General features: G+C 45.0%; 25 protein-coding genes. 16 read left to right on the top strand and 9 right to left on the bottom strand.

Features of this window, described 5'->3' with window-relative positions; translation table 11 throughout:
• Positions 1 to 49 precede the first annotated feature (49 nt).
• Entirely contained in the window at positions 50 to 1,876 is a 1,827-nt protein-coding gene (locus tag HP570_RS06385) for a peptidoglycan D,D-transpeptidase FtsI family protein (RefSeq protein WP_173625229.1), read from the top strand.
• On the opposite strand, the gene HP570_RS06380 is transcribed toward HP570_RS06385, so the two are convergent.
• Positions 1,788 to 2,279, bottom strand: a complete 492-nt coding sequence (locus HP570_RS06380; RefSeq protein ID WP_049684149.1) for a Mov34/MPN/PAD-1 family protein — start codon at positions 2,277 to 2,279, stop codon at positions 1,788 to 1,790. The two genes, HP570_RS06385 and HP570_RS06380, sit on opposite strands and share 89 nt — an antisense overlap.
• Before the next feature lie 216 nt (positions 2,280 to 2,495).
• Between HP570_RS06380 and HP570_RS06375 the strand changes: the two genes are divergently transcribed.
• Both HP570_RS06375 and HP570_RS06370 read left to right on the top strand, forming a co-directional pair.
• Positions 2,496 to 3,560, top strand: a complete 1,065-nt coding sequence (locus HP570_RS06375; RefSeq protein WP_173625228.1) for an HD-GYP domain-containing protein — start codon at positions 2,496 to 2,498, stop codon at positions 3,558 to 3,560.
• A gap of 193 nt (positions 3,561 to 3,753) precedes the next feature.
• A complete protein-coding gene (locus HP570_RS06370; RefSeq protein ID WP_016739260.1) occupies positions 3,754 to 4,320 on the top strand; it encodes a GNAT family N-acetyltransferase in 567 nt (188 codons plus the stop codon).
• Positions 4,321 to 4,410: 90 nt separating this feature from the next.
• Here HP570_RS06370 and HP570_RS06365 read toward each other — a convergent pair whose 3' ends face one another.
• Genes HP570_RS06365 through HP570_RS06355 form a run of 3 tightly spaced genes read right to left on the bottom strand, consistent with a single transcriptional unit; the run spans position 4,411 to position 8,875 of the window.
• The gene (locus HP570_RS06365; protein WP_173625227.1) at positions 4,411 to 5,130 is read right to left on the bottom strand and encodes a DUF1266 domain-containing protein; all 720 of its coding nucleotides are present in this window, start codon (positions 5,128 to 5,130) and stop codon (positions 4,411 to 4,413) included.
• A 20-nt stretch (positions 5,131 to 5,150) separates the two neighbouring features.
• On the bottom strand, positions 5,151 to 7,175 hold the full coding sequence (locus HP570_RS06360; protein WP_173625226.1) for a J domain-containing protein: 2,025 nt from the start codon (positions 7,173 to 7,175) through the stop codon (positions 5,151 to 5,153).
• Positions 7,175 to 8,875, bottom strand: a complete 1,701-nt coding sequence (locus tag HP570_RS06355) for a molecular chaperone HscC (protein ID WP_173625225.1) — start codon at positions 8,873 to 8,875, stop codon at positions 7,175 to 7,177. The genes HP570_RS06360 and HP570_RS06355 overlap by 1 nt, the downstream gene beginning before the upstream one ends.
• A gap of 183 nt (positions 8,876 to 9,058) precedes the next feature.
• Here HP570_RS06355 and HP570_RS06350 point away from each other — a divergent pair, with 183 nt between their 5' ends.
• The 3 genes from HP570_RS06350 to HP570_RS06340 are packed head-to-tail and all read left to right on the top strand — an operon-like array spanning position 9,059 to position 11,337.
• Positions 9,059 to 10,384, top strand: a complete 1,326-nt coding sequence (locus HP570_RS06350; protein ID WP_173625224.1) for an SMI1/KNR4 family protein — start codon at positions 9,059 to 9,061, stop codon at positions 10,382 to 10,384.
• A 16-nt stretch (positions 10,385 to 10,400) separates the two neighbouring features.
• Entirely contained in the window at positions 10,401 to 10,829 is a 429-nt protein-coding gene (locus HP570_RS06345) for an immunity 22 family protein (RefSeq protein WP_173625223.1), read from the top strand.
• 37 nt (positions 10,830 to 10,866) lie between these two features.
• Positions 10,867 to 11,337: an ankyrin repeat domain-containing protein gene (locus HP570_RS06340; RefSeq protein ID WP_173625222.1), complete on the top strand. Its 471-nt coding sequence runs from the start codon at positions 10,867 to 10,869 to the stop codon at positions 11,335 to 11,337.
• Between the two features lie 20 nt (positions 11,338 to 11,357).
• On the opposite strand, the gene HP570_RS06335 is transcribed toward HP570_RS06340, so the two are convergent.
• Entirely contained in the window at positions 11,358 to 11,537 is a 180-nt protein-coding gene (locus tag HP570_RS06335; protein ID WP_254495109.1) for a hypothetical protein, read from the bottom strand.
• A 171-nt stretch (positions 11,538 to 11,708) separates the two neighbouring features.
• Between HP570_RS06335 and sigK the strand changes: the two genes are divergently transcribed.
• On the top strand, positions 11,709 to 12,419 hold the full coding sequence (sigK, locus tag HP570_RS06330) for an RNA polymerase sporulation sigma factor SigK (RefSeq protein WP_047072702.1): 711 nt from the start codon (positions 11,709 to 11,711) through the stop codon (positions 12,417 to 12,419).
• Between the two features lie 146 nt (positions 12,420 to 12,565).
• Here sigK and HP570_RS06325 read toward each other — a convergent pair whose 3' ends face one another.
• The gene (locus tag HP570_RS06325) at positions 12,566 to 12,760 is read right to left on the bottom strand and encodes a tautomerase family protein (protein ID WP_012685646.1); all 195 of its coding nucleotides are present in this window, start codon (positions 12,758 to 12,760) and stop codon (positions 12,566 to 12,568) included.
• Between the two features lie 121 nt (positions 12,761 to 12,881).
• On the opposite strand from HP570_RS06325, the gene HP570_RS06320 reads away from it, so the two are divergent.
• Positions 12,882 to 13,034 carry a hypothetical protein gene (locus tag HP570_RS06320; protein ID WP_173625221.1) on the top strand — a complete coding sequence of 51 codons (153 nt, stop codon included), beginning with the start codon at positions 12,882 to 12,884 and terminating at the stop codon, positions 13,032 to 13,034.
• Positions 13,035 to 13,257: 223 nt separating this feature from the next.
• Here the strand turns inward: HP570_RS06320 and HP570_RS06315 are convergent, their stop codons facing one another.
• Positions 13,258 to 13,725 (bottom strand): hypothetical protein, encoded by a 468-nt coding sequence (locus HP570_RS06315; protein ID WP_173625220.1) that lies wholly within the window; start codon positions 13,723 to 13,725, stop codon positions 13,258 to 13,260.
• 123 nt (positions 13,726 to 13,848) lie between these two features.
• On the opposite strand from HP570_RS06315, the gene HP570_RS06310 reads away from it, so the two are divergent.
• Together HP570_RS06310 and HP570_RS06305 are read left to right on the top strand one after the other, a co-directional pair.
• Complete coding sequence (locus tag HP570_RS06310; protein WP_173625219.1) at positions 13,849 to 14,001, top strand: hypothetical protein; 153 nt, start codon at positions 13,849 to 13,851, stop codon at positions 13,999 to 14,001.
• Between the two features lie 193 nt (positions 14,002 to 14,194).
• Positions 14,195 to 14,626 carry a hypothetical protein gene (locus HP570_RS06305; RefSeq protein ID WP_173625218.1) on the top strand — a complete coding sequence of 144 codons (432 nt, stop codon included), beginning with the start codon at positions 14,195 to 14,197 and terminating at the stop codon, positions 14,624 to 14,626.
• A 216-nt stretch (positions 14,627 to 14,842) separates the two neighbouring features.
• Here the strand turns inward: HP570_RS06305 and HP570_RS06300 are convergent, their stop codons facing one another.
• Positions 14,843 to 15,229, bottom strand: coding sequence for a hypothetical protein (locus HP570_RS06300; protein ID WP_173625217.1), 387 nt, complete (start codon positions 15,227 to 15,229; stop codon positions 14,843 to 14,845).
• Between the two features lie 226 nt (positions 15,230 to 15,455).
• Here HP570_RS06300 and HP570_RS06295 point away from each other — a divergent pair, with 226 nt between their 5' ends.
• The 6 genes from HP570_RS06295 to HP570_RS06275 all read left to right on the top strand — a co-directional run bounded on the left by HP570_RS06295 (position 15,456) and on the right by HP570_RS06275 (position 20,395).
• Positions 15,456 to 15,932, top strand: a complete 477-nt coding sequence (locus HP570_RS06295) for an ArpU family phage packaging/lysis transcriptional regulator (RefSeq protein WP_173625216.1) — start codon at positions 15,456 to 15,458, stop codon at positions 15,930 to 15,932.
• Positions 15,933 to 16,223: 291 nt separating this feature from the next.
• Complete coding sequence (locus HP570_RS06290; protein ID WP_173625215.1) at positions 16,224 to 17,108, top strand: hypothetical protein; 885 nt, start codon at positions 16,224 to 16,226, stop codon at positions 17,106 to 17,108.
• 221 nt (positions 17,109 to 17,329) lie between these two features.
• Positions 17,330 to 18,337 (top strand): YopX family protein, encoded by a 1,008-nt coding sequence (locus HP570_RS06285; protein ID WP_173625214.1) that lies wholly within the window; start codon positions 17,330 to 17,332, stop codon positions 18,335 to 18,337.
• A gap of 49 nt (positions 18,338 to 18,386) precedes the next feature.
• Positions 18,387 to 18,713: a hypothetical protein gene (locus HP570_RS29495; protein ID WP_254495107.1), complete on the top strand. Its 327-nt coding sequence runs from the start codon at positions 18,387 to 18,389 to the stop codon at positions 18,711 to 18,713.
• On the top strand, positions 18,710 to 18,880 hold the full coding sequence (locus tag HP570_RS29490; RefSeq protein ID WP_254495105.1) for a hypothetical protein: 171 nt from the start codon (positions 18,710 to 18,712) through the stop codon (positions 18,878 to 18,880). The genes HP570_RS29495 and HP570_RS29490 overlap by 4 nt, the downstream gene beginning before the upstream one ends.
• A 219-nt stretch (positions 18,881 to 19,099) precedes the next feature.
• On the top strand, positions 19,100 to 20,395 hold the full coding sequence (locus HP570_RS06275) for a site-specific DNA-methyltransferase (protein ID WP_173625213.1): 1,296 nt from the start codon (positions 19,100 to 19,102) through the stop codon (positions 20,393 to 20,395).
• Here the strand turns inward: HP570_RS06275 and HP570_RS06270 are convergent.
• Positions 20,385 to 20,630, bottom strand: coding sequence for a hypothetical protein (locus HP570_RS06270; protein ID WP_173625212.1), 246 nt, complete (start codon positions 20,628 to 20,630; stop codon positions 20,385 to 20,387). The genes HP570_RS06275 and HP570_RS06270 overlap by 11 nt on opposite strands.
• Positions 20,631 to 20,785: the final 155 nt, after the last annotated feature.

The raw sequence follows: 20,785 nt of genomic DNA, 5'->3' as shown, positions 1-20,785 counted from the left end.
TCGCGTACATTCCGGCAATACTGGTGAAAAAAGCCAGGGAGGGAATTCGATGCAGCTGGATCGACGAATCAAAAGACGTCACTTTCTTGTATTGCTATCCATGTCGTTGTTATGGCTCGGCTTGATCTTGCGCTTGTGGTGGATTCAGCTCGGATCACCCCATCGGTTTTCTCGGCATGGCGTTGACTTGGTAAAAGCAGCAGTAAAGCAAAGACAGCAAAGCATCGTACTGCATAGCGGGCGTGGCGATATCGTAGATCGAAATGGGTACGCCTTTACCGGAGAAGAGCATCTCGCCTTGATTTTGTTCCCGTTGGCGCGTGGGAGCCTGCAAGGAACAGATGGCTTGCAGCGGTTGGCTCAAATAACCGGAGAATCTAAGGAACGCCTGTCGGAGACCATGGAAAAGGCGAAAGTACCGCTGCTCATGCGAGAGGCGTCCGGAAAGCTGGTGATGCTCACAGAGCGGCAGGCGGAGGAAATCAATGCCCTTGCCATCCCAGGAGTTGTGGCATTGGCGGTGACAGAGCGATACCGTGCTGATGAAGTAGCCAAGCATTTGATTGGTTTTATCCATAAAAATCCCAACATGGTGCAGAAGCTTTATCCAGATGAATGGACAAGCGGCAAAATGAATGCCGAGAGCACGCTAGGGGCGTCGGGCCTGGAGCGAAGCTTTGACCGTTTTTTACAGGGGGTCGAGCCATCTGTCTTGTCCTATTATGTAGATGGGCATGGTCAACCGCTCCGAGGGCTGGATATCCGCTATACAAAGCAATCGAATCAATACTATCCGTTGTCCTTGACGACTACCTTGGATGCAGCGATTCAGAGAAGCATGGAGGCAGCCGCCGATCAAGTAGGTCTCAAAGAAGGCAGTATCGTCGTTTTGGACGTACAGACAGCCGATGTTCTTGCAGCTGTGAGCCGCCCTACCTATGATCAAACGAATGTTACAGGAAACACGAGCGATTGGAAGAATCGCACGTTCAAACAACTCCCGCCTGGTTCCGTCTATAAAACTGTGGTAGCAGCAGCCGCCCTGGCGGAAGGAATCGTTTCACCAACTGACCGTTTTTCATGTACAGGGGAATACGGGAAGTATCAATTCTCCTGCTGGAAAAAAGAAGGCCACGGCAGTGTGACACTGGAAGAAGCGTATGCCCATTCCTGCAACATTGCGATTGCTCATATTGCCAAGATGATAGGCGGGGAAAAGTTGGAGGAGTATGCAAAAAAGCTGGGCTTGACCACTCAGGTGGGACATCTTACCCCTCATCTATATAAAATCCAAAACTTCAAGCAGCTGGATGGCGAAGAGCCAGGTAGGGTCTTTGCTGAGGGGATATCCCGCGACGATGAAGGCGTCCTGATTCAAAGCGCCATCGGTCAGCGGGATGTACGCATTACCCCCTTGCAAGCAGCAAATATGATGGTAACGATTTTGCGTGGCGGTCAAAGTTCTCAAGTACGGCTGGTAAAAGAGATCGCATACCGAAATGGTCAGTCGTTCCATACATTCCCCGAGCAGCAGCTCACTTTGGACGGTATTGACTACGTCACAGCCAACAAATTGCGAAAAATGATGCGAAAAGTCGTCACAGAGGGAACAGGAAAGGTGCTCATGAATTCCGCTTGGCAGGTGGCAGGCAAAAGCGGGACTGCGCAAATCGGGGATGCGAATGGAAACAACCATCTGTGGTTTCTCGGGTACGCTCCGTTAGAGGAGCCACGTTACGCCATTTGTGTCGTGGCAGAAAACCAGCCGAGCTGGGGAAAAAACCAGGCTATGGAGCTTTTTCACCAAGCTGTTGCTGGGCTTGCCGATCATACAGCTCAATCTTCCCAACCTCGCGAAGAGTATTTCCGAGGATGAATCCTCTTGCGTTAATTTGATTGTTTTTACTTAGCCCGACGATCAGCATGAGGGGAGAGGAAGACATGTACATGGATTGCGAGGCTTTTGCCCAAATAGTTCTCTTATCACCCTTGCTGGGTGACAGGCGTTTCACCGTATGACTATGCCAATCACCAATGTATTTCCATTGTCGATTTCTGCTTAATTTGCGGACAAGCTTGTTGAGATGCGTGTCATCGAAAAAAATAGAATGTGGCTGGTGAATCGCATTTGGGCCTGGTTCACTTGCATACGTAACGACCCATCTATCCTCACCAAGTGGGTATCCCATCATCACCCCTCCTGTTTCCAGTGAGGGTTTTTTTCGTACGGCCTGCTCAATCTGTTTCCACGCTTTTGGTGTGATGTACAGCGTCGTCATGAGACGTTCGTCCCTCCTTGATAAAACCACTGACATTTGCTTGTTATCATATGTATGCGAATGGTGAAATGACCCGTGTCCAGCAAAGTTAGGAATTGTCGAAAAAAAGATTGTAACTAACCTTCTTCCTTTCTATAATTTGAATAAAAGTGTGAGTTCAAAAAGTCGGCTTTTTGAACAACCTCTACTAAGACGGAGACTGGAAAGGTTGATTGTATGCCTTTGGCACCTGTTGATCTCTCACTGATTGGACAAGTATTAGCGGCAGATTTGTACACCGAACAAGGAATATTGCTGCTGGGACAAAATACGACGATCACACCTGCCCATGTGATCCTATTGCAAAAGCAACGAGTCCGTGAGGTTGAAATCATACAGAGTCTTACAGAGGGAACTGGTGAGGAAGTTACTTCTCAACTATTCCAATTGGATGCAGATTCTGAGACCGTTGCTGCTTATGTACAAGCTCTCGACAAAACGAGACTACTCTTCGACGAACTGACAGTTGGCGGGGCAGAAACACTTGATCATTTTTCCAACATCTTTTTTGATGTAGCAGATAAATCGACGAAGCATTTGGGGTTGTTCCGGAACTTGTACGTGCTGGAAGAGGCAGACAGCTATACATACCGACATTCATTAAATGTAGGCATTCTCTGTTCGCTCATAGCTCGCTTGATGAAATGGGATGAAGAGCGAGTAGCATTCATGGGGATAGCCGGATTTATGCATGACATTGGGAAAATGAGAGTACCGAAGGAAATATTGCTGAAGCCAGGCAAGCTAAGTGAAGAGGAATTTGCGATCATGAAGAAGCACACCGTCTTCGGCTATGAAATGATCCGTGAAATGAAGGGTGGGTCTGAGCCGTTGGCATTGTGTGCCTTGCTGCATCACGAGCGACTCGACGGGTCTGGCTATCCGGAGCAAAGAAAAGGCGATAGCATTCCAATCGAATGTCAGGTGCTCGCTGTTGCCGACATGTTTGATGCGATCTGTTCTGATCGGGTGTACAAAGGGAGGACGTCCCCCTTCGAGGCGGCACAGCTCCTATGGAAGGAAGCCTGTAACGGAATATTGAACGTCGAGATCGTTGCACAGTTTGTTCGCTACATTGCCTTGCTGTACGTAGGCGCGAAGGCGAGGTTGAGCAGCGGGGAAGAAGTCGAAGTCATTCTTATTCATCAAGATGAACCGATGCGTCCGTTGGTAAGAAGAATGGGTGAATTCCTCGATTTGCGGCATGATCGTAAGCTGACGATTGAAAAAATGATTGGATAAGAAAACCCGATGCGAAAAAGGAAAAACCGCTCTTGGAAAAAATGAGAGCGGTTTCATTGTTGCTGATCTGTGAACGATCGTCGGGAAAGCTCGATCAGCTTGGAAGATTGTGACACAATGAAAGTGTGTATGATAGACAAAGAAACGAAAAGATTCGTGTCGTGCGAATGCTCGAAACGATAGGAGGAAACACATGATACGCAAAGCGGAACCCACAGATGCAGCTTTTGCTGCGCCATTAATTTACGATGCCATTGGCGATATCGCGCATACGTTGACAGGTGCAACGGAGGCGGCGGAAGCGATTCGCATGATGGAGGAGTTTTTTGCGAAGGAAAATAACCGGCTTAGCTACGAAAACGCAGTGATTGCCATGGATGGAGATGTACCAGTAGGACTGGCGCTCTTTTATCATGGAAGCCAAACAGAGGTGCTCGATCGCCCCTTCGTTGAGCATGTCCAACGTTTGACTGGCGAGACGATTACGCTCGTAAAAGAAGCAAAGGATGACGAATTCTATTTGGATTCTGTCGCGGTTGATTCCTCATGCAGAGGGAAGGGGATCGGATCACTTCTGCTGGATGCTTTTGAAAAAGAAGCGATTCAGCGTGGGCATGACCGAATCGCTTTGCTCGTTGACGAGGAAAAACCACGTGCGCGAAAGCTGTATGAATCGCTTGGCTATCGCGAGGATGGGACAGTGATTGTAAGCGGGCATAAATTGAGCCACATGGTGAAAGATCTACCGAAGAAGGCGTAAGAAGACCTCTGTTAAGCTCGATACAAGAATAAAAAACGTTTCCCGTCGGACAAAGCGCAAGAAGTCCGTGGGAAACGTTTTTTTGTAAGCTTAGCTGCTAAAAGCAGGGAGGCTTTCTGCATGGGGGGAGGGCAGGTAAGGTGTGAGATCAAACTTCCAGTCAAATTCACGGATCGGACTGTACTTACCCGTCAAGAGTTTCAAAATATGAGCTTCAGTTGCTTTCCTCGTATTTTTAGATGCGCCTGCTTCGTCGTAAAGATTGCCGCAAGCATAAGCAAACAAATACTCTTCCCAGCTCGAATAAGCGAGTTGGATTCGCTTGGCTACGTCCAGCATGCCTTCTACGGCCTCTGCCTTGGGAAGATAGGACTGCTGGGCGCCTGCTTTGCAAATAATGAGATACCAGGCGTAATCAAAGGCGGCGATACCGGCATGTGGGAGCCTGTTCATGTACGCGTACACGACCAACTGTCGGGCTGACTCCAGATCGCCTTTTTTTAAGGACGCGATGTAGTTGGAACGATTGGCATCGCTGAGTGTAGATAATACGTGGCGATGCCGATCAAATTCAGTTCTTTGCCCATGCTCCAAAAACCAAGTCAAGCGCTCTTTCGTTTTCGTGGCATCCCCGGTATCCCATCTGTTATCAATACGAAGCCGCAAAAACGTATCGCGCAGGCGGTTGTATTCGTGGATGGCCAAATAATACGCGAGCCGCTTCTGATTTAGGCAAACAGAGGAGAGCGCATGCAAGTAGCGGCTTAACTTTGGGTCGATCTCTTTTTCGTTTTCTGCTTCTTTTGTCATGGTAGTCCTCCCTGCCTCCTTTAGTGGAATGTCAATGCTTTGCGAGTTTTGGGAAACTCACGAATGATGCGGATGTAATACAACATGGCAATCATCGCGAGAATGCCCAGAAGCCATGATCCCGTCCATCCTTTTTCTTCTAAGTCAGGCTTGGCATTGATATACGTATCTGTCACGAGAATCGACTGATAGGGATGCTTTCGTTTTTCCAAAGCATTCACAATGACAGGCAACATCTCCCCATCCGGTACAGCCTTCAGCGTTCCTCGCATCGTTATGGATTGCTTGTCATGAATTTCCTTGGCATGGTCGTAGTCCGTAATGACAATGATTAATTGTTGACCCATATAACCCACATTTACATAGCCTGTGTCCGAGTTTAATAGATCTCGCTCTTTGGCTTTGGCAGCAGGGATAAACTCAGCTTTTGGCTCAGGATACTTCTCTTTGTCATAGACACGGAGCATATTGATATAAGACGCTTTGGTCAATGTAAATTCGACCTGGTAGCCAAGAGGAGTTTGTTTCATCTCTTCCACGGTCTTGATTTGGACAGGCTTATATTTATTGACCAAGGAGTCAAACATTTGCTCCGAAGTCATATCCAGCTTCATGGATACGACAGCAAACATTGCGTAATGGAGCAGAAGGAGAAAAATAATCGTCCAAATGTTACGTCTCGTGTAGAGAGCAAAAAATTGCTTGAACCTTGCTAGCCTGCCAGGAAGTCCAAGCGTTTGCAAGTTTTTTCTCCTAACAGCTTTGGCTTGCTTGCTCGCAGGTGGTTCCGTCATCCTGTTAAATGGTGAGTGTATTTGTGTCAGGCATATCTTCGCGTCGATATCGGATGGATTATGCGAGAGTATCTCCTGAAAAACTTCTTGAGCCTTCTCCCATTCCCCTAGCTGAAGATAGCCTTTCCCCAGCAAGCTGCGAGCGTCCCATAGTTCTGGCATGCGAGTGAGGATTTCCTCGCAATCTTTGATCGCATCTGTGGCATCTCCCTTCTCGAGGAAAAGTCGGGCACGATACAAATACGCATCGATGTTATCTGGATCAAGACGTATCAATTGATCAAAGGTATGAAAGGCGCGATTCTTATTTCCGGTTCGCAAAAAATATTCGCCCTGCAAACGGATCAAATCGGGGTCAAGCGCGTACATAGCATGAGCTTTTGCCAAATAGCTTTGAGCCGTTTCCCAATCATTTTCCATGAGGGCAAATAACGCATCGCTGCGCCATTCTAGAAACGCTTCAATATCGAGGTCATCGCGATTCTCAAAAGAGTGGTAACGCAGCGTGAAAATCTGATTAAGCTGGCCGTTCAGGTAAGCAACAAAACGTCCTGAGAGCTGGCTTGCGAGCTTTTCTGATTTCTCCCGCCATTGAAAATGGGAATCGAGCAGCATCCACACTTCATGAGGCAAGTGATAGTGTTCTTCTAAAAAGTGGAGAAATTGCGTATCGATGAGTTGATGGCAGCCGACATTCCACATGGCCTCGTCATTCAGCAACTCACGCCAGTTTTCAAGCTGGATACGTTCGTGATAGTTGTCGTACAACTCTTGTGTACGGCGGAAAAAACGCTCCACCATGTCATCGGAGTTCATGGAGCGTTCGGAATGATCGACGTTCTCCGTGAAATCGTACCGCTTGGGAATCGGGATTTCTTCTTGCGAGATTACTTCTTGCGTTGGTTCCTCTAAAAACCTGTCAAACAGGGTGAGCCGCTGCGGTGGATCGTAGCTAGGCTGCTCTTCTTCTGCTGGTTCAGAATGCCACTGCTCATAAAGTCGTCTCGGCGGCTGGAGGTGAATCGGCTCTTCTTGCGTTTCGTGATTCTCCTCGCCGTCCAGCGGTCTTTTTTCAGGATTCCGCTTGTCATTGCGTGTGAACTTCAGGGCGAGGTCATACGCCTCTCGCAATCGCTGAAAGCCTTCAGGATCAACTTCCGGATTGTGCACCTTCAACTTTTTGGCATAAGCCTTTTTTATCTGGGCAGGATTGTCCGTCGGTTCAATCCCGAGAATCTCCCAAATCCCCATTAATACTCATTCCACCCTTCAAACATGTCCAGCTGTTGCTTCAATTCTTCTGCTGCTTTGGCAATGTCCCTTTCATTTTGGGTGGACAGGACACTTTCGAAGCGGCGTAAGTAATTCGCAATGATCATCCTGTTTTCGCCCAACGCTTCCTCATACATACGCTCGCCTTTTGCCAGAAGCAATCGATTTTCGGTTCGTTCTCTGGGGTGGATCTTTATGTTTTGAAGAGCTTGAAAACGCTCCTCAATTTCTTCTTTTGAAAGGCTCCCCGGATTTTTTTCGATGACGGCCTTGGTTTTGACTCCTGTAGATACGACAGTCACTTCGACTTCGAGAATCCCGTTGATGTCATATGTATAACGAACATCGATAGACTCCTCGCCCTTTTGGGCAGGGGGAACTTTTATATTCAGTTCGCCAAGCTTGAGGTTATGTTCGACGCGTCGGCTTTCGCCTTGATACACGTCAACGAGAATGGAGCGTTGATTATCGAGAACGGTGTACAGTCGTTCTACCCGGCTGACCGGGATTGGCGTATTGCGCTCGATGATCGGAAAAAAGTAGCCATCCTCGTGTTTGCCGTTGGCCATGGTTTGAACAATACCCGTACCGAGTGTGTATGGGCAAACATCTGTTAATACAAGCTCGTTTAACGCCTCGTTGCGTTCCTTGAGTGCTGCTTGTATCGCTGTTCCCAATGCAACGGCCTCATCGGGATTAATATGGGAATAGGGCAGTCGCCCAAATATTTTGCTTACGATGGATTTGATAAGCGGCATCCGCGTCGCACCGCCAATAAGCACGATGGCGTCTAGGTCCCGAGGTGAGATGGATGCGTCTCGCAAAGCACGCTCGATCGGCTGACGCAGTCGTTGCAGCAGAGGAAATGCGAGTTCTTCCAGCTGATTTCGACTAAGGGTCGTTTCAACCAGCTCACCCTGGATATTGACACTCATTTTCCCTTCTTGCTCGGAAAACAAGGCGCGCTTGCACAACTCAGCTTGTTTGTGGATGGACGAACGTGTTTTGCTGTCCAGCGTGTTGATATCGAGTCGATGGGCTTCAATGAAATAAGAGGCGATCAGATCGGTAAAGTCTTCGCCGCCCAAAAAGTTGTCTCCAGCGATAGATTTTACTTCCATCACACCTTCGAACATTTCCAAAATAGAAACGTCAAACGTTCCACCACCTAAATCGAATACGAGGAACTGTGTCTCGGATTCCTCTTGATGGAGCCCATATGAGATCGCGGCGGCAGTCGGTTCGCTGATTAAGCGCTCTACTTTCAGTCCTGCAAGCTCTGCTGCCCGCTTGGTCGCTTTGCGTTGTGTGTCGTTGAAATAGGCAGGCACACTGATAACCGCTTCGTGAACGGGGTGCCCTAAATGAGCCTCTGCATCCGCCTTCAAAGATTTAATCACAAAGGAGGAAAGGTCATCGGCAGAAAAGGAATATCTCCCCAGCTGGTATTTTTTTTCTGTTCCCATAAACCGTTTAAAAGTAGAAGCGGTACGATCTGGGTGAGTCAACAGGCGCTCTCTGGCGATTTTTCCAATCAAGATCTCGCCGTTCTCATCGACGCTGACAACAGAAGGAGTTAGTGTTTCTCCGAGCGCGTTTGGAATGAGCGCGGGTCCATTTTCAGTCCAGTAGGCAACCAGACTGTTCGTCGTGCCCAAATCAATTCCAATGGTGGTCATTAGCTAGGTCCTCATTTCCGTGTTTTTTCTACTAATATCGGCAAAAAAAGCGACTTTGTAGATAATTTTACCATGAAAAATATGGATATAATTGGTGCTTTAGTAGGATATGAAATCGAATTTTAGATAAAGAAAATAGATATAGAATTCGTAAGATAAAAGCGACAGACGAGAGAGGTCGTTATGCCAATGCAGCAACGAATGGAAAAGTGGTTTGAAGCGTGGAAGTTACTTATGCATGATATGGAGCGACAAGGTGCTCAGGTTTGGCCGCTCACCATAGAACCTCCAGCAGCGATGGAAGAAATCGAAAGAAGAGAGGTAAGTCTCGGGATCAGCTTTCCCGCGACGATCCGGACTATTTTACTATTGGGCAGCAGTCAGGTTCAAATAAATTGGTCGTTGCCATCTCGAACGTTAGATCCTTTTTCGCTCAGTGGGGATTTGGGATGGTCATTGGATGCGTTTGAGTGGCCGTACTTTGGTGGGGACGAAGAGAGTGAGGACGAGAAAAGGTATCTCTGTTTTCACGTCGGTGGGAATGGCGACATGCTGCTCATCGATTTGGCGACAGGCGTGGATGACCCACCCGTTTATTCTTGGGGGCATGAGACAGACGAATTCCTATTGCTCTGCAAAAGCTTCACAGAGTTCGTAGAGCGAGTCACAGAGCTGGGCTGTATTGGGGCAGAGTGCTGGAATTATGAAGCACTCGCCGGTGCAGATGGGCTCGATGTGGAGGGGCAAGTCGCACAAGAGTGGAAAGAATGGCTGGAAATCTATCGGACGCTAACCTTTGAAGAGGCAGCGCAAGATTTCGAGAAGCTAGTCTTGTTTGCAAAAATGCATGGTGCAGGAGATTCACGTATCCAAGAGGCATTTACCCAGTACGATTGGGAGCCAATTTTGCAAAAATGGGTAACACAAATTGAGCAGGAAACCTCATCGAGTAATCTGCAACTTTGGTGCCAGCTCATTGTTGAGACAGTAGGCAAGAAGGCAGAGAGCTGGGTGCGCTCGCTTTGGGAGTCCGGGCCACATTATCAACGGCTAGGATCAAGCCAACGTGCATATCTAACGGCAGCTTGTTTGCCGGAAGAAGAGGGCTTACAGCGAGTTTTGGCTGAAATGGATGAAGTCGTTGCCAGAAAAGAATGTTTGGTAGGATATGCTGCCAACAGTCATTTGCATCACTTTCGCTCCCGAGAAGTCATTTTGTGGATGGAACCACATGTGGCGTACCCGATAGAAGGCTGGGATGAGCTTTTCGCGGTGTCACGTCCACGATGGGAGGATCTGATTCGCTGGCTGGACGGAAATGAAGCACAGCGACAGATTGCATTAAGTGCTTGGGGAAAAATGCTGACAAGTGGTGAATCGCCTTCCGGTGAAGCGAATTGGCAAGAAATCAATCGGTTGCTGGATGTAGCATACGAGAAAGCCATTCTGCGCAAGGAAAAGGAGCGTGTAGATCGTATTCGCTCTTCCTTGGAAACCGTAAAGCATTAGACGAGGGGGAGAGATAATGAGAAATGTAGTAACCGTATGGGGAACAACCTTGCAATCGGCTGATGAACTAGCGGATTTTCTGACTCCGGTTTACGATGAGGATGGTGAAGTGATACCGTCTGGCTTTTTAACAGCGTCGGGTCTTGAATGGATAGACGAGGACTTTTTTGAAGTACATGAGGTACAGGATGCAGAGGCGAGAGCGGACTTTTTCATGTATTTGGAAAACGAATATGCGATGAATGCAACCCTTGATCGAAAAGAATGGCCGGAAAAGCTAACAGAGGAAATTGGCAAGTACCCACATGTCATTTTGCTGTATGGCAATGAATCGCGGTACGGACCGATTAACGAAAAATTGTTCGATCTCACTGAGGGCGGGCAAGAAAAAGATTCACCGCTAGTCCTGCTCGCCAAACTTGTATTTGAAACAGAAGAGCGATAAGGAGCAGGGAGAAATACATATGATAGGAGAGAAAGATATGGCTTACCATTTCGCAGATTTGTATGATGCGGCTGAACTGGGAGACATCGAGCTCGTAAAAAAGATTGTTACGAAACAGCCGGAATTGCTGCATGAAAAGGATGAGTATGAGTTTTCCGTACTGCATGGCGCAGTGATGACGGACGATGTTGACCTCATAGCGTATTTGATCGCACAAGGTGCGGACGTTCATGCGAAAAACGATGAGGGTATTACCCCGTTGCATATCACGCTCTATCCAGAGGTTGCAGAGGCGCTCATCGCGCACGGTGCAGACATACATGCCAGTGCTCATGATGGAAGTACCCCGTTGCACACACAGGTAGCGGATGGAGAGGAACGTTTGGATGTGGTAGAGTTATTGCTGGCCAGAGGTGCGAATCCAAACAAAAAGGACATGGATGGGCAAACACCATACGATATAGCGCGTGAGAGAGAAGACGAAGAGATGATGGCTCTATTTGAATAGGGGAAAAAGGAAAGCGTCCGTTATGATTCCGGACGCTTTCTTTCTTGCTCGAGTGCTGCGACGCGTTTTTCCAGCTCGTCGATGGCTTTTTGCTTGATTGCGATGCGCTTTACGATGAACAAGCAGCAAGCAATGATAAGTGCGAAAGGCAAGAGGAAGACAAAGAGCTGGAAGAGTAAAGTACTCCATTCGATTGACACAGCGCCAAAATCTAGTATGGGTGATCACTCCAATCATAGGTGGAAATGTGAATCCTTTACCATACAAGCAACAGTGAATTAATCGACAACAACTCCCTGCGTACAGGCACGCGTAGGCGACTGCCCACATAAGGATAGAAGTAAGCTATTCCAGACGTGGAGGTGGCAGCCATGTCCAGCATTATCGCGGCGCTTTCCCTTGTTTTTAAAGAACTACTCGTTTTTGTGGCTTATGTCAAGAACAATGCATTCCCGCAACCGCTTCAGGACACCGAAGAAGAAAAGTACCTCCGACTCATGGCCAAAGGCGACCCTTACGCCCGCAACAAGCTGATTGAGCACAATTTGCGTTTGGTGGCGCATATTGTGAAGAAATTCGAGAACACGGGTGAGGACAGTGAAGATCTGATTTCCATCGGTACCATCGGCCTGATCAAAGCAATCGAGAGTTATCAGGTGGATAAGGGCACCAAGCTGGCTACGTATGCTGCGCGTTGTATTGAGAATGAAATCCTCATGCATCTGAGAAGTCTGAAAAAAACCAAAAAAGATGTTTCCTTGCACGACCCAATCGGGACGGATAAAGAGGGGAATGAAATCACCTTAATCGACGTCCTTGGTACAGAAACCGACGAAGTGGTCGACGCTGTGCAGCTCAAGCTGGAGTCCAATAAGATTTACCAGCACATACACATCCTCGATGAGCGTGAAAAAGAGGTAATCATCGGTAGGTTTGGGCTGGATCAGGACAAAGAAAAAACACAGCGTGAAATTGCGCGGGAGCTGGGCATCTCTCGTTCGTATGTATCCCGTATCGAAAAGCGAGCGTTAATGAAGTTGTTTAATGAGTTTTATCGGACGAAACAGCCGCAGGGTAGATAAAAGGTAAAGGAATAAAGGAAAATCATTTGGGAAAAGATCACCCGTAAGCGAGGCATTCTTTAAGCCAGCCGTCTTACGGGTGATTGCTGTGCGAATAGCATCGGCAAAAAGTCCCAGTATCAAACTGGAACTTTTACGAAACATGCTTAAAGTTTTCTGAAATCATCAGTGAGAATGCCCGCATACCCCCAGTTTTCATCGTCAATCTCTTCAATAACGATGTGAGTATGTTCAGGCTTTTTGCCAAGAACATTAACAAGAGTTTCCGTGAACTCTTTCACAATCTGAGCTTTTTGATCACGGGTTGCACCTTTTGTAATTTGAAGGTTGATATATGGCATTTGTCCACATCTCCAATCAGTTTCTTTTATAACGTAGACGGACAAGGTAGCAAATAGTTTCAATCATATTACAGTTTGAGTGACAGGGATTTTTAACTTAATAGTTAGGGAGGAAAGAGCGATGAATAGACAAGCAATTTTGGATGTTTTGAACAACCTGGAGGTAGTTGAAATAAATGGCGGAGATAGCCCATACATCCTCGTTAAAAACAATGAGATTGTACGCCAGAAACTCAATGCAGTTGGAAAGAGTCTTGCCCTCATTGTGAAATGACACTCTACGGTGAAGGTATTTCATGGGATGAACAGGTACTTGTTCGCATCTATGTAGACCATAAAACTGGTGAATTAAAGGTCTGGGGTTTAGATTCAGATGATTAACAAAACGGTAATTGAGAAGAACGGAGGTAAGACGGTGTACAAAACATTTCATGCTTCGGTAATGTTCTCAATAAGTAAAAAAGAGCCGCACTTACACGGCTCCAACTATTACATTCTTATTGACCACCTGTATTTGAAGCCCATACAGGATACCAACCTTGATTCAAGTCCGTGGTGTTATAAAGAACTAAATTTCCATCATCTTGCATAATCATAAGGTCGCCTCTAAGGTTTACGGGTGGTTTACCTTGATAATGGATATTACTCCATGCAGCGTTATCTGAATACCAAAGCGGATCACCATTCCCACGGAGTAAAACGAGTTTTCCGCTATAAAAGTCAAGCTTGAGAGAATGTCCAGCGCGGTTGGTATTCACGCTCCATAAAACGGTATTTGATCTGTTCTTTAATTGAAGACCGTTATAAACATTAAAACCTAATTGGTATTTACCGTTAATTGACATAAGCGAACCAGTCATTTCTTGATTTGGCTTAAGACGGTCATTCCAAAATGCAAATGTTGCAGAAGTGAAATGGAGTTGGATCATGAAAACTGCAAATAACAGCAAAGCAATCTTTTTCATACATAACCTCTTATTGGGTGTATTTTCCATATACTACTAAATTTTACCATACATTCTATAAAAAATATGCAATTTTCAAAAAGTAATCAAATCACACGATGTGATAAATGAGGAGGATGCACAATGAAACGAGTGAAAATTCACTGGAGTTTAACTGCTAGTGTGATGTTTTTAGATGATGCTCTTGAAAGAGCTGGAATCGATTTGCGTAAGGACTATTCAATCGATGTGGATGAAGACGGGAATTATATATGCACGCAAGAATGGTCGCCTTAACATTTCATTACGGGAGTTAAGAATAAAGCGGAGTTTATCTAGGGATAAGGATTAGGAGTAATTAAATTACCTTCAGGACGCCACATAGTGGACCTTGAATGAAGAAAATGGTATTACCTCGAAAATGCGGGAGGTTATGATATGCCATATTGTACTTCTTAATCCCCGATGTTAAAACAGAAAGGGGCTCGCTATGATCTGGATTAATCCACCTTATGAAGTAGAAGACGTATCTATTATTACTGTAACAGAATGGGTTGAAAAACAAGCTAGATATATTAGACAGGCAGGGCCAGACCATTATGCCATCGTTGATTTCGTAATCGAACCATGTCAAGGTCTTATTGGCTTTAAAAATGAAGCATTGATTCAAGATGATTTGAAAGGAAATACAGAGTGGGAAAGATTGTTTCCTATATTGATATGTTGCATCTATGACGCTTTAAAAGAGTATATACAATATCAATATCACGAACGAAATCTGGCAATCGGCAATTTCATGTTCAAGCTCATAAGTCTTGAAATCCGTCCTGGAAGTACCAGATTGACAGATTTCAAAATAGCAACTCTTATCGGTCTGAAAGCAGTATTTGAAAATAATGAAGCAAAGAGTAGTACATCTTAGCGGGTGGTATTTCGCAACAGATGATGAAATGAATAGCTGAATTTGTTAATGATTTTGTGAAAGCTCCAATCATTGGCCGAACATGCCAAGAAACAGTGCGATCAAAACTTCGATTGCGAGGACTGTCCCACACATGGATAGTCTATTGTTACTTAACAAAAGAGAAAAAAAGCAAAATAGAGCCCTCCCTAACTAGGGAGGACTCGTCAAAATTTATTATTTATTGGCAACGGTAAAAAACAATGATTTTTGGACCCCGCCGTATTCAAAAGTAATCCAGCCATCACCTGGTCTTGCAGCCTCAAGGATACCATATTTAAACCCGGGTCGACTGATGTAAAAGCCTGCTGATTGTTGTATTACTTTAGCGTCATTTGAAACAAGTTTAGATGTTCCATCCGAAAAATGAGCTGTTACCCAAACTGGAGCAGTATTACCAGGGTAAAAAACTCTCGGAATATCAGCTTCTATTTCAAGCTTAGTTACGGTTACTTGTGCATTTACACTTGCTTCAGCTACTGGTTTAGGCATCGCAGCACTTGCTGATGACATGATAGTGAAAACTGAAAAGATTGATAGAGATAGCAACGCTAATTTCTTCATTTCAGAATCTCTCCCTAGCCATTGATTTGGATAATAGAAACTATTATCTAACAAGCATTACGGTAAATTCCACAAAATGGTTACTGAATTTTTATAAGTTTCACTTTTTATCACAATATTTCGGGAGTAAAAAAGAGACAAAAAAATAAGCCCCCAATCAGGGAGTCCGTCTATATGTTCGGCAAAAACATTATAGCATGGGCTGCCACGAGGGGGAATTGGAAAGATGAGCGCACAATTAGATTTGTTCGTTAATGCTAAAGACAAAGAGAGAGCTCGTTCGCTATTAAAAGCCTACCCATCGATGAAAGCTGCCGTGGAGATTTACACAGTTGAGAAATATTTCCCTGAACATTACGACTTCACGGAAATAGATATGGCAAATATCGAGGGTAATGGCACGAGAGGGGATATTGATGGGCGTGGAACTCGACGTGACGTTGTCGGCAACACAATCATTCTCAGGGAAGAACGACCATTGATGATCCGCAACTATGAACAAAAGTGCATGGCAATTGAAAGAGCAATTGGAGCACTCCATGTAGAAGGACGGGAGATCATCCAGAAATGCTTCTTCGAACAAAAAAGGGACAAGCATATCTATGAGTTTGAGCTACGCTTGCCAAAGAGCACCTATGACTTTCACAAGAACAGAGCAATTGATAGGGTGACATTCATCCTTAAGGCGGCTGCCATTATCTGAGCCGTCTTTTCTATTGGGCGTTTTTCGTACAAAACCTGCACCTTTCTTGTACCAAAACTAGGCTTCACCCCTGTTATTATGAGAACATGAAAAATTGTGAATGAGCCATCCGGTGATAATGCTGGGTGGCTTTTAGTATGGTAAGTGTCAAACCTTGCACAGTTTTAAAATTCAGAACATAACTTTTTGCATTTTTCCAGTTGAGATAATTTTAGGAAATTAAGACTATATACCTAAAAATATGGATACATTACTATTTTATTGAAATTAAATAATATAGGAGTTGATTCTATGAAAAGAAAGCTACTTAGTTTTCCCATTCTGGCTCTTAGTACTCTTAGTTTGCTATTTTCTCCAAATGTTTCTTACGCAGTTACAGATCAAAATGAAAACCAGAGTGTATCTACTCAATCAGTTGACGACGTTGAAGACAAAGGAGATGGTTTTCGTTCTGCAATAAAACAATCAGAATTTGGTGAAACCGTAGTAGGTGGTGAAGCGAATTTAAAGGTCCCAGGTAACTCATATATTAATGCAATTGCCGAAAAAATATATCCGGAATTTTTCATCACTATTAACTCTGAGGATGGCTCTACGTTTGATGGAGGGGTTATCCTAGAAGGAAAACAATGGAAAGCAGTTATTTTTGGAGGGGGTGTTTGGAAAGAAATTAAACTCCCGAGCATAACTGGAAAAACGGTAAAATTAAAGTTTGGAGGTGAAATAGATGAACGTGGCGAGTATATAGTTAAACTACATGTTATAAACACCTCTGGAAAAACTCTTGGTTCTGTATTCGTTGACAAGGATACTCCTACATATGATAAAAATGGTAATTTAACGGGTAAACTTGGTTGGCTAGCAGAGAATCCTTATTGGAGAGGTCTAAAAACAGTAGGCTTTGAGTTGAATATGGTTCCTAAAAGTGATAAGGGATATTATCATCAAACTACTGACAATTATGGAAAACGAGCCTTTTTTCAAGGAGCTGAATTTTCCATTGCTGTTCCTGTAAAAAAGGCCGGTGGAACATTGTCATTGGACAAATTTAATTGGACACACATAAAAAATTGTGACGACACCCAGTACGATCAATCAGAGGTGGAAAAAATAGTCTATGACGTTTCTAACAAAACGTACTTGTTCACAACAATAAATTTTAATAATTTACCCTAGAGTAAAAATCTCTAAGTTGTATAATTGGGCCCTTTCTCGTAAATGAGTGGGAGGTCTATAAGCGTCAAACTTGGCACACCTTCAAGATGTATGGACCTCTTTCACTTGTCGTCCGCATTGGACAAGCAAGTGTTGAAATTCGGTTAGGATTTGATCCGAACTTACTTCGCTAAATCGGATTATTTACCAAAAAAACTATTAAATTAGAGGGAGAGAAAGAAATGAGCTTTAATAAAAAAATAGTAAAGTACCTTGTTTGCACTTTTTTATTAACGATTCCGTTTGAAGCCAGTGCTGCTACATTATCTTCCGTAACAAGTGGGAATTGGGGGCATGGGGGAACTAGGGCCGGCATCGCTGCGGTTGAAAAAACCTCAGATGGAAACATTCTTGCAGTAGGAAATGGAGTTTATGCAATAATAGACGCAAGTACAGGACAAACAATGACAAGGGGAGAGTTAAAACCCACACCGAGCATCTCCGCACATGACGCGCAGACTTTGAAAGATGGAAATACTTTATTGGTAGGTTTAAGTGGAAAATGGATGCTAGTATCATCATCAGGTGTAGAACTAAGACGAGGTCAGTTAGCTAAGACGACTCAAATAAATGCTGTTACGGAACTTAAAAATGGGAATATTGTTATGGTGCAGCATAGTGGTTACTATACCATAATGGATTCTTCGCTAAACGTAATTCGGTCTGGTACGTGGTCGCATGGTAACAATACGAGCTCGATATATGATGTAATAGAACTTGAAAATGGGAATATATTCATGTCGGGGCAACAAGGCAGGTATGCAGTAATAAATGAAAAGGGAAAAACAATTTCCTCTGGTTCTGGTGAATGGGGCGTTATGACTCACATCTACGATTTAACAAGACTTTCTGATGGTAAAATTTTTGCCGTTGGATCTAAGAGTAAATATTTGCTTTTTGATAAAGACGGAAAACAAATTAGTGAAGGGTTAATAGATGATGTCCAATCCCATCACTGGAAGATGGTTGTGGGTGTATCTGATAACTATGCAGTAGTAATTGATTATAATGGCAATGCAAAATTAATCAAGATAAATGAAAATAACAATGTCCAGGTTGCTTCTCAAATGAGCTTAAATTTACAAGTAGGTGAACTTTTTAAAAGTTTTTCTAGAATAGCGGATAACAAAGTATTCGTTGGAGATATTCATGGTAATTTCGAAATGTTAGAGGTTGATACATCAAACTAAGAAAATGCACCCGCGCGGTGCTTTTTTTCATGGAGGTGGGTGAAATGTAGTGGGCCAGTACGTCGACTCCACAACAGGAGAAATATACTACACCGAGGAAGTGCTGCGCCGGTCGGACGAGATTGTAAAAGTATTTCGTCCAGTCGGTCGCAGCTCAAAATTCGTGAAGATCAAAGCCAGCCAAAAGGCAAAGCGACGGCTCAGAAAGCTGTCACTCGCTGAGGCTGGCTTTTTGTTGAAGATCGCTCCGTATGCCAGTGAGGGAACTAACCTCCTGCAAGGCGCAATGAGCGCGGACAAAAGGGGACGCCACTTACCGTTAAAGACCTTGCCCGCATTGCAGACTGTTCCTATCCAACAGCACGCAAGATCGTGAAGACATTCATTGAGCTGCACATCATACGCCGAACTGACTTGGATGGACGGTCAGCATTAGCAATCAATCCACTGTATTCTCTCAACGGGAAGACAGCAGAGGCGTGGCTCCTGCACCTATTCAGCCAGGAGATCACAGAGGCAGGCGAAGACCCCAATTTGGACTAGGGGGTCGCCAGAAGCCAACAGGCAGCCAAAGCATAAGGCTCTAAGCTTCAACCTCATTTTTTGCGGTGAAACAATACATATACTTTTCCGCTGGAATAGTAGTCGTTTGGTTTCACCTACAAAACACGGCGACAGCCCAACAGCATCAAGGCATACAGCAATTTTAGGGCTGGCAATATTCTTTATTCTTACTTTATCGCCACAAAGGAGCTGAACAGCTTGGACATACGGAAAATATCAGTCTCTAAAATTAACCCGGCTCCGTATAATCCCCGCGTGGATTTGCAACCGGGCGACATCGAATACGAGAAGCTGAAACGTTCTATCGAAGAGTTTGGATATGTGCAACTGCTCGTCTGGAACAAGCGAACAGGGAACCTTGTTGGAGGTCATCAAGGATTCAAGATTCTCGTCAATGAGTTGGGATCCAAGGAAGTAAATGTTTCAGTTGTGGATTTGGATGACATCCGAGAGAAGGCGCTCAATATCGCACTAAACAAGATCAACGGGGCTTGGGATGAGGGATTACTCGCCCAGGTGTTGGCGGAACTGCAGGAGAGCGATTTGGACGTAGAGCTCACAGGCTTTGATCTGGAGGAAGCTGTAGATTTGATCAATGAGCACGTCAACATTGAAATAGATGAACCAGTTAAGGAAGATGATTTCGATGTTGAAAAAGCATTAAACGATATCATTGAACCGGAGACGAAGCCAGGGGACATCTGGAGACTCGGGCGGCACATCCTTATGTGCGGAGACGCCACAAGTGAGCAGGATGTAAAACGGCTGATGGATGGACAGCAGGCAGCTCTAGTAGTTACTGATCCACCCTATAATGTTGCTGTCAAAAGTGAATCGGCAGGACTGGCTTTAGACGGAAGAGAGAGCATCTTAAATGATGATATGCCTATGGAACAGTTCGAGGACTTCCTTCAAGCGGTGTTTGCAAATTATGCATCAATCATGGACCCGAAAGCAGCAATCTATGTTTTCCATCCTTCTAGCTATCAGCGAGAATTTGAGAACAAGATGAACGAGGCCGGAATAGTATCGCGCACCCAGTGTATTTGGGTTAAGAACGCTTTTTCGTTGTCGTTTGCTCAATATAAGTTCAAGCATGAACCAGTGTTCTATGCTCATCTAAAAGGGCAGGCTCCAGCATGGTACGGAGATCGTAAGCAGACTACGGTTTGGAGAAATGATCTAACAGGACTCTCCGAAGAACCAGAGACAGTTTGGGAGGTATCGCGAGGGGATGTAAGCAAGTATGTCCATCCTACACAAAAGCCATTGGCGCTGCTTGCTATTCCAATTGGGAACAGTAGTCAAAAAGGTGACGTGACGGCTGATTTTTTCGGCGGTAGTGGCGCTACACTGATGACCTGTGAACAAATGGGGCGCGAGTGCAGGACGATGGAGCTTGATCCGAAATTCTGTGATGTCATCAAGCGACGGTACTATGAGTTAACGGGAATAGAACCTGTGTTACTAACGAGACAAAGCGCTAGAAAATAATGTCGATTTTGATATCGGGCCACGCTTCTTTTAATGGCAGACCATTTAACTTAACAAGAGAGAGCAACTCATCTGGCTGTTGTGTAGTAATGACACTCTCCTCGTCATAGTAACGTGTGAACGAATGACCAAACGGAGTGTTTGTTATTGAGTATCTGTTGCTATTATAAATAAACTCGATGTCACGACCTGATTTTATATCTTCAACGAATTGATCATATGTGTAAGGCGTCATAGCATGCACTTCCTTTCTAAATATACGCAAAAGGGAGACGCGTCAACGTCCCCCCATGCAACCAGGTAACCCCGGCTGAGATAGTGGAAACCCGTGGCCACGGAAGCTTCAAGCCACTATCTCGTTTTCCATTTTACAGGAAAGCCGAGGGTGCC

It is taken from the genome of Brevibacillus sp. RS1.1 (assembly GCF_013284365.1).
Taxonomy (GTDB): domain Bacteria; phylum Bacillota; class Bacilli; order Brevibacillales; family Brevibacillaceae; genus Brevibacillus; species Brevibacillus brevis_D.
The sequence above is the reverse complement of the archived record's forward strand: the minus strand, read 5'-3'. Positions and strand labels throughout refer to the sequence as shown.

Bases quoted from the DNA above. Each gene is read 5' to 3' on its own strand.
- HP570_RS06385 (WP_173625229.1), top strand. From the start codon at position 50: ATGCAGCTGGATCGACGAATCAAAAGACGTCACTTTCTTGTATTGCTA.
- HP570_RS06380 (WP_049684149.1), bottom strand. From the start codon at position 2,279: ATGACGACGCTGTACATCACACCAAAAGCGTGGAAACAGATTGAGCAG.
- HP570_RS06375 (WP_173625228.1), top strand. From the start codon at position 2,496: ATGCCTTTGGCACCTGTTGATCTCTCACTGATTGGACAAGTATTAGCG.
- HP570_RS06370 (WP_016739260.1), top strand. From the start codon at position 3,754: ATGATACGCAAAGCGGAACCCACAGATGCAGCTTTTGCTGCGCCATTA.
- HP570_RS06365 (WP_173625227.1), bottom strand. From the start codon at position 5,130: ATGACAAAAGAAGCAGAAAACGAAAAAGAGATCGACCCAAAGTTAAGC.
- HP570_RS06360 (WP_173625226.1), bottom strand. From the start codon at position 7,175: ATGGGGATTTGGGAGATTCTCGGGATTGAACCGACGGACAATCCTGCC.
- HP570_RS06355 (WP_173625225.1), bottom strand. From the start codon at position 8,875: ATGACCACCATTGGAATTGATTTGGGCACGACGAACAGTCTGGTTGCC.
- HP570_RS06350 (WP_173625224.1), top strand. From the start codon at position 9,059: ATGCCAATGCAGCAACGAATGGAAAAGTGGTTTGAAGCGTGGAAGTTA.
- HP570_RS06345 (WP_173625223.1), top strand. From the start codon at position 10,401: ATGAGAAATGTAGTAACCGTATGGGGAACAACCTTGCAATCGGCTGAT.
- HP570_RS06340 (WP_173625222.1), top strand. From the start codon at position 10,867: ATGGCTTACCATTTCGCAGATTTGTATGATGCGGCTGAACTGGGAGAC.
- sigK (WP_047072702.1), top strand. From the start codon at position 11,709: ATGTCCAGCATTATCGCGGCGCTTTCCCTTGTTTTTAAAGAACTACTC.
- HP570_RS06325 (WP_012685646.1), bottom strand. From the start codon at position 12,760: ATGCCATATATCAACCTTCAAATTACAAAAGGTGCAACCCGTGATCAA.
- HP570_RS06320 (WP_173625221.1), top strand. From the start codon at position 12,882: ATGAATAGACAAGCAATTTTGGATGTTTTGAACAACCTGGAGGTAGTT.
- HP570_RS06315 (WP_173625220.1), bottom strand. From the start codon at position 13,725: ATGAAAAAGATTGCTTTGCTGTTATTTGCAGTTTTCATGATCCAACTC.
- HP570_RS06310 (WP_173625219.1), top strand. From the start codon at position 13,849: ATGAAACGAGTGAAAATTCACTGGAGTTTAACTGCTAGTGTGATGTTT.
- HP570_RS06305 (WP_173625218.1), top strand. From the start codon at position 14,195: ATGATCTGGATTAATCCACCTTATGAAGTAGAAGACGTATCTATTATT.
- HP570_RS06300 (WP_173625217.1), bottom strand. From the start codon at position 15,229: ATGAAGAAATTAGCGTTGCTATCTCTATCAATCTTTTCAGTTTTCACT.
- HP570_RS06295 (WP_173625216.1), top strand. From the start codon at position 15,456: ATGAGCGCACAATTAGATTTGTTCGTTAATGCTAAAGACAAAGAGAGA.
- HP570_RS06290 (WP_173625215.1), top strand. From the start codon at position 16,224: ATGAAAAGAAAGCTACTTAGTTTTCCCATTCTGGCTCTTAGTACTCTT.
- HP570_RS06285 (WP_173625214.1), top strand. From the start codon at position 17,330: ATGAGCTTTAATAAAAAAATAGTAAAGTACCTTGTTTGCACTTTTTTA.
- HP570_RS06270 (WP_173625212.1), bottom strand. From the start codon at position 20,630: ATGACGCCTTACACATATGATCAATTCGTTGAAGATATAAAATCAGGT.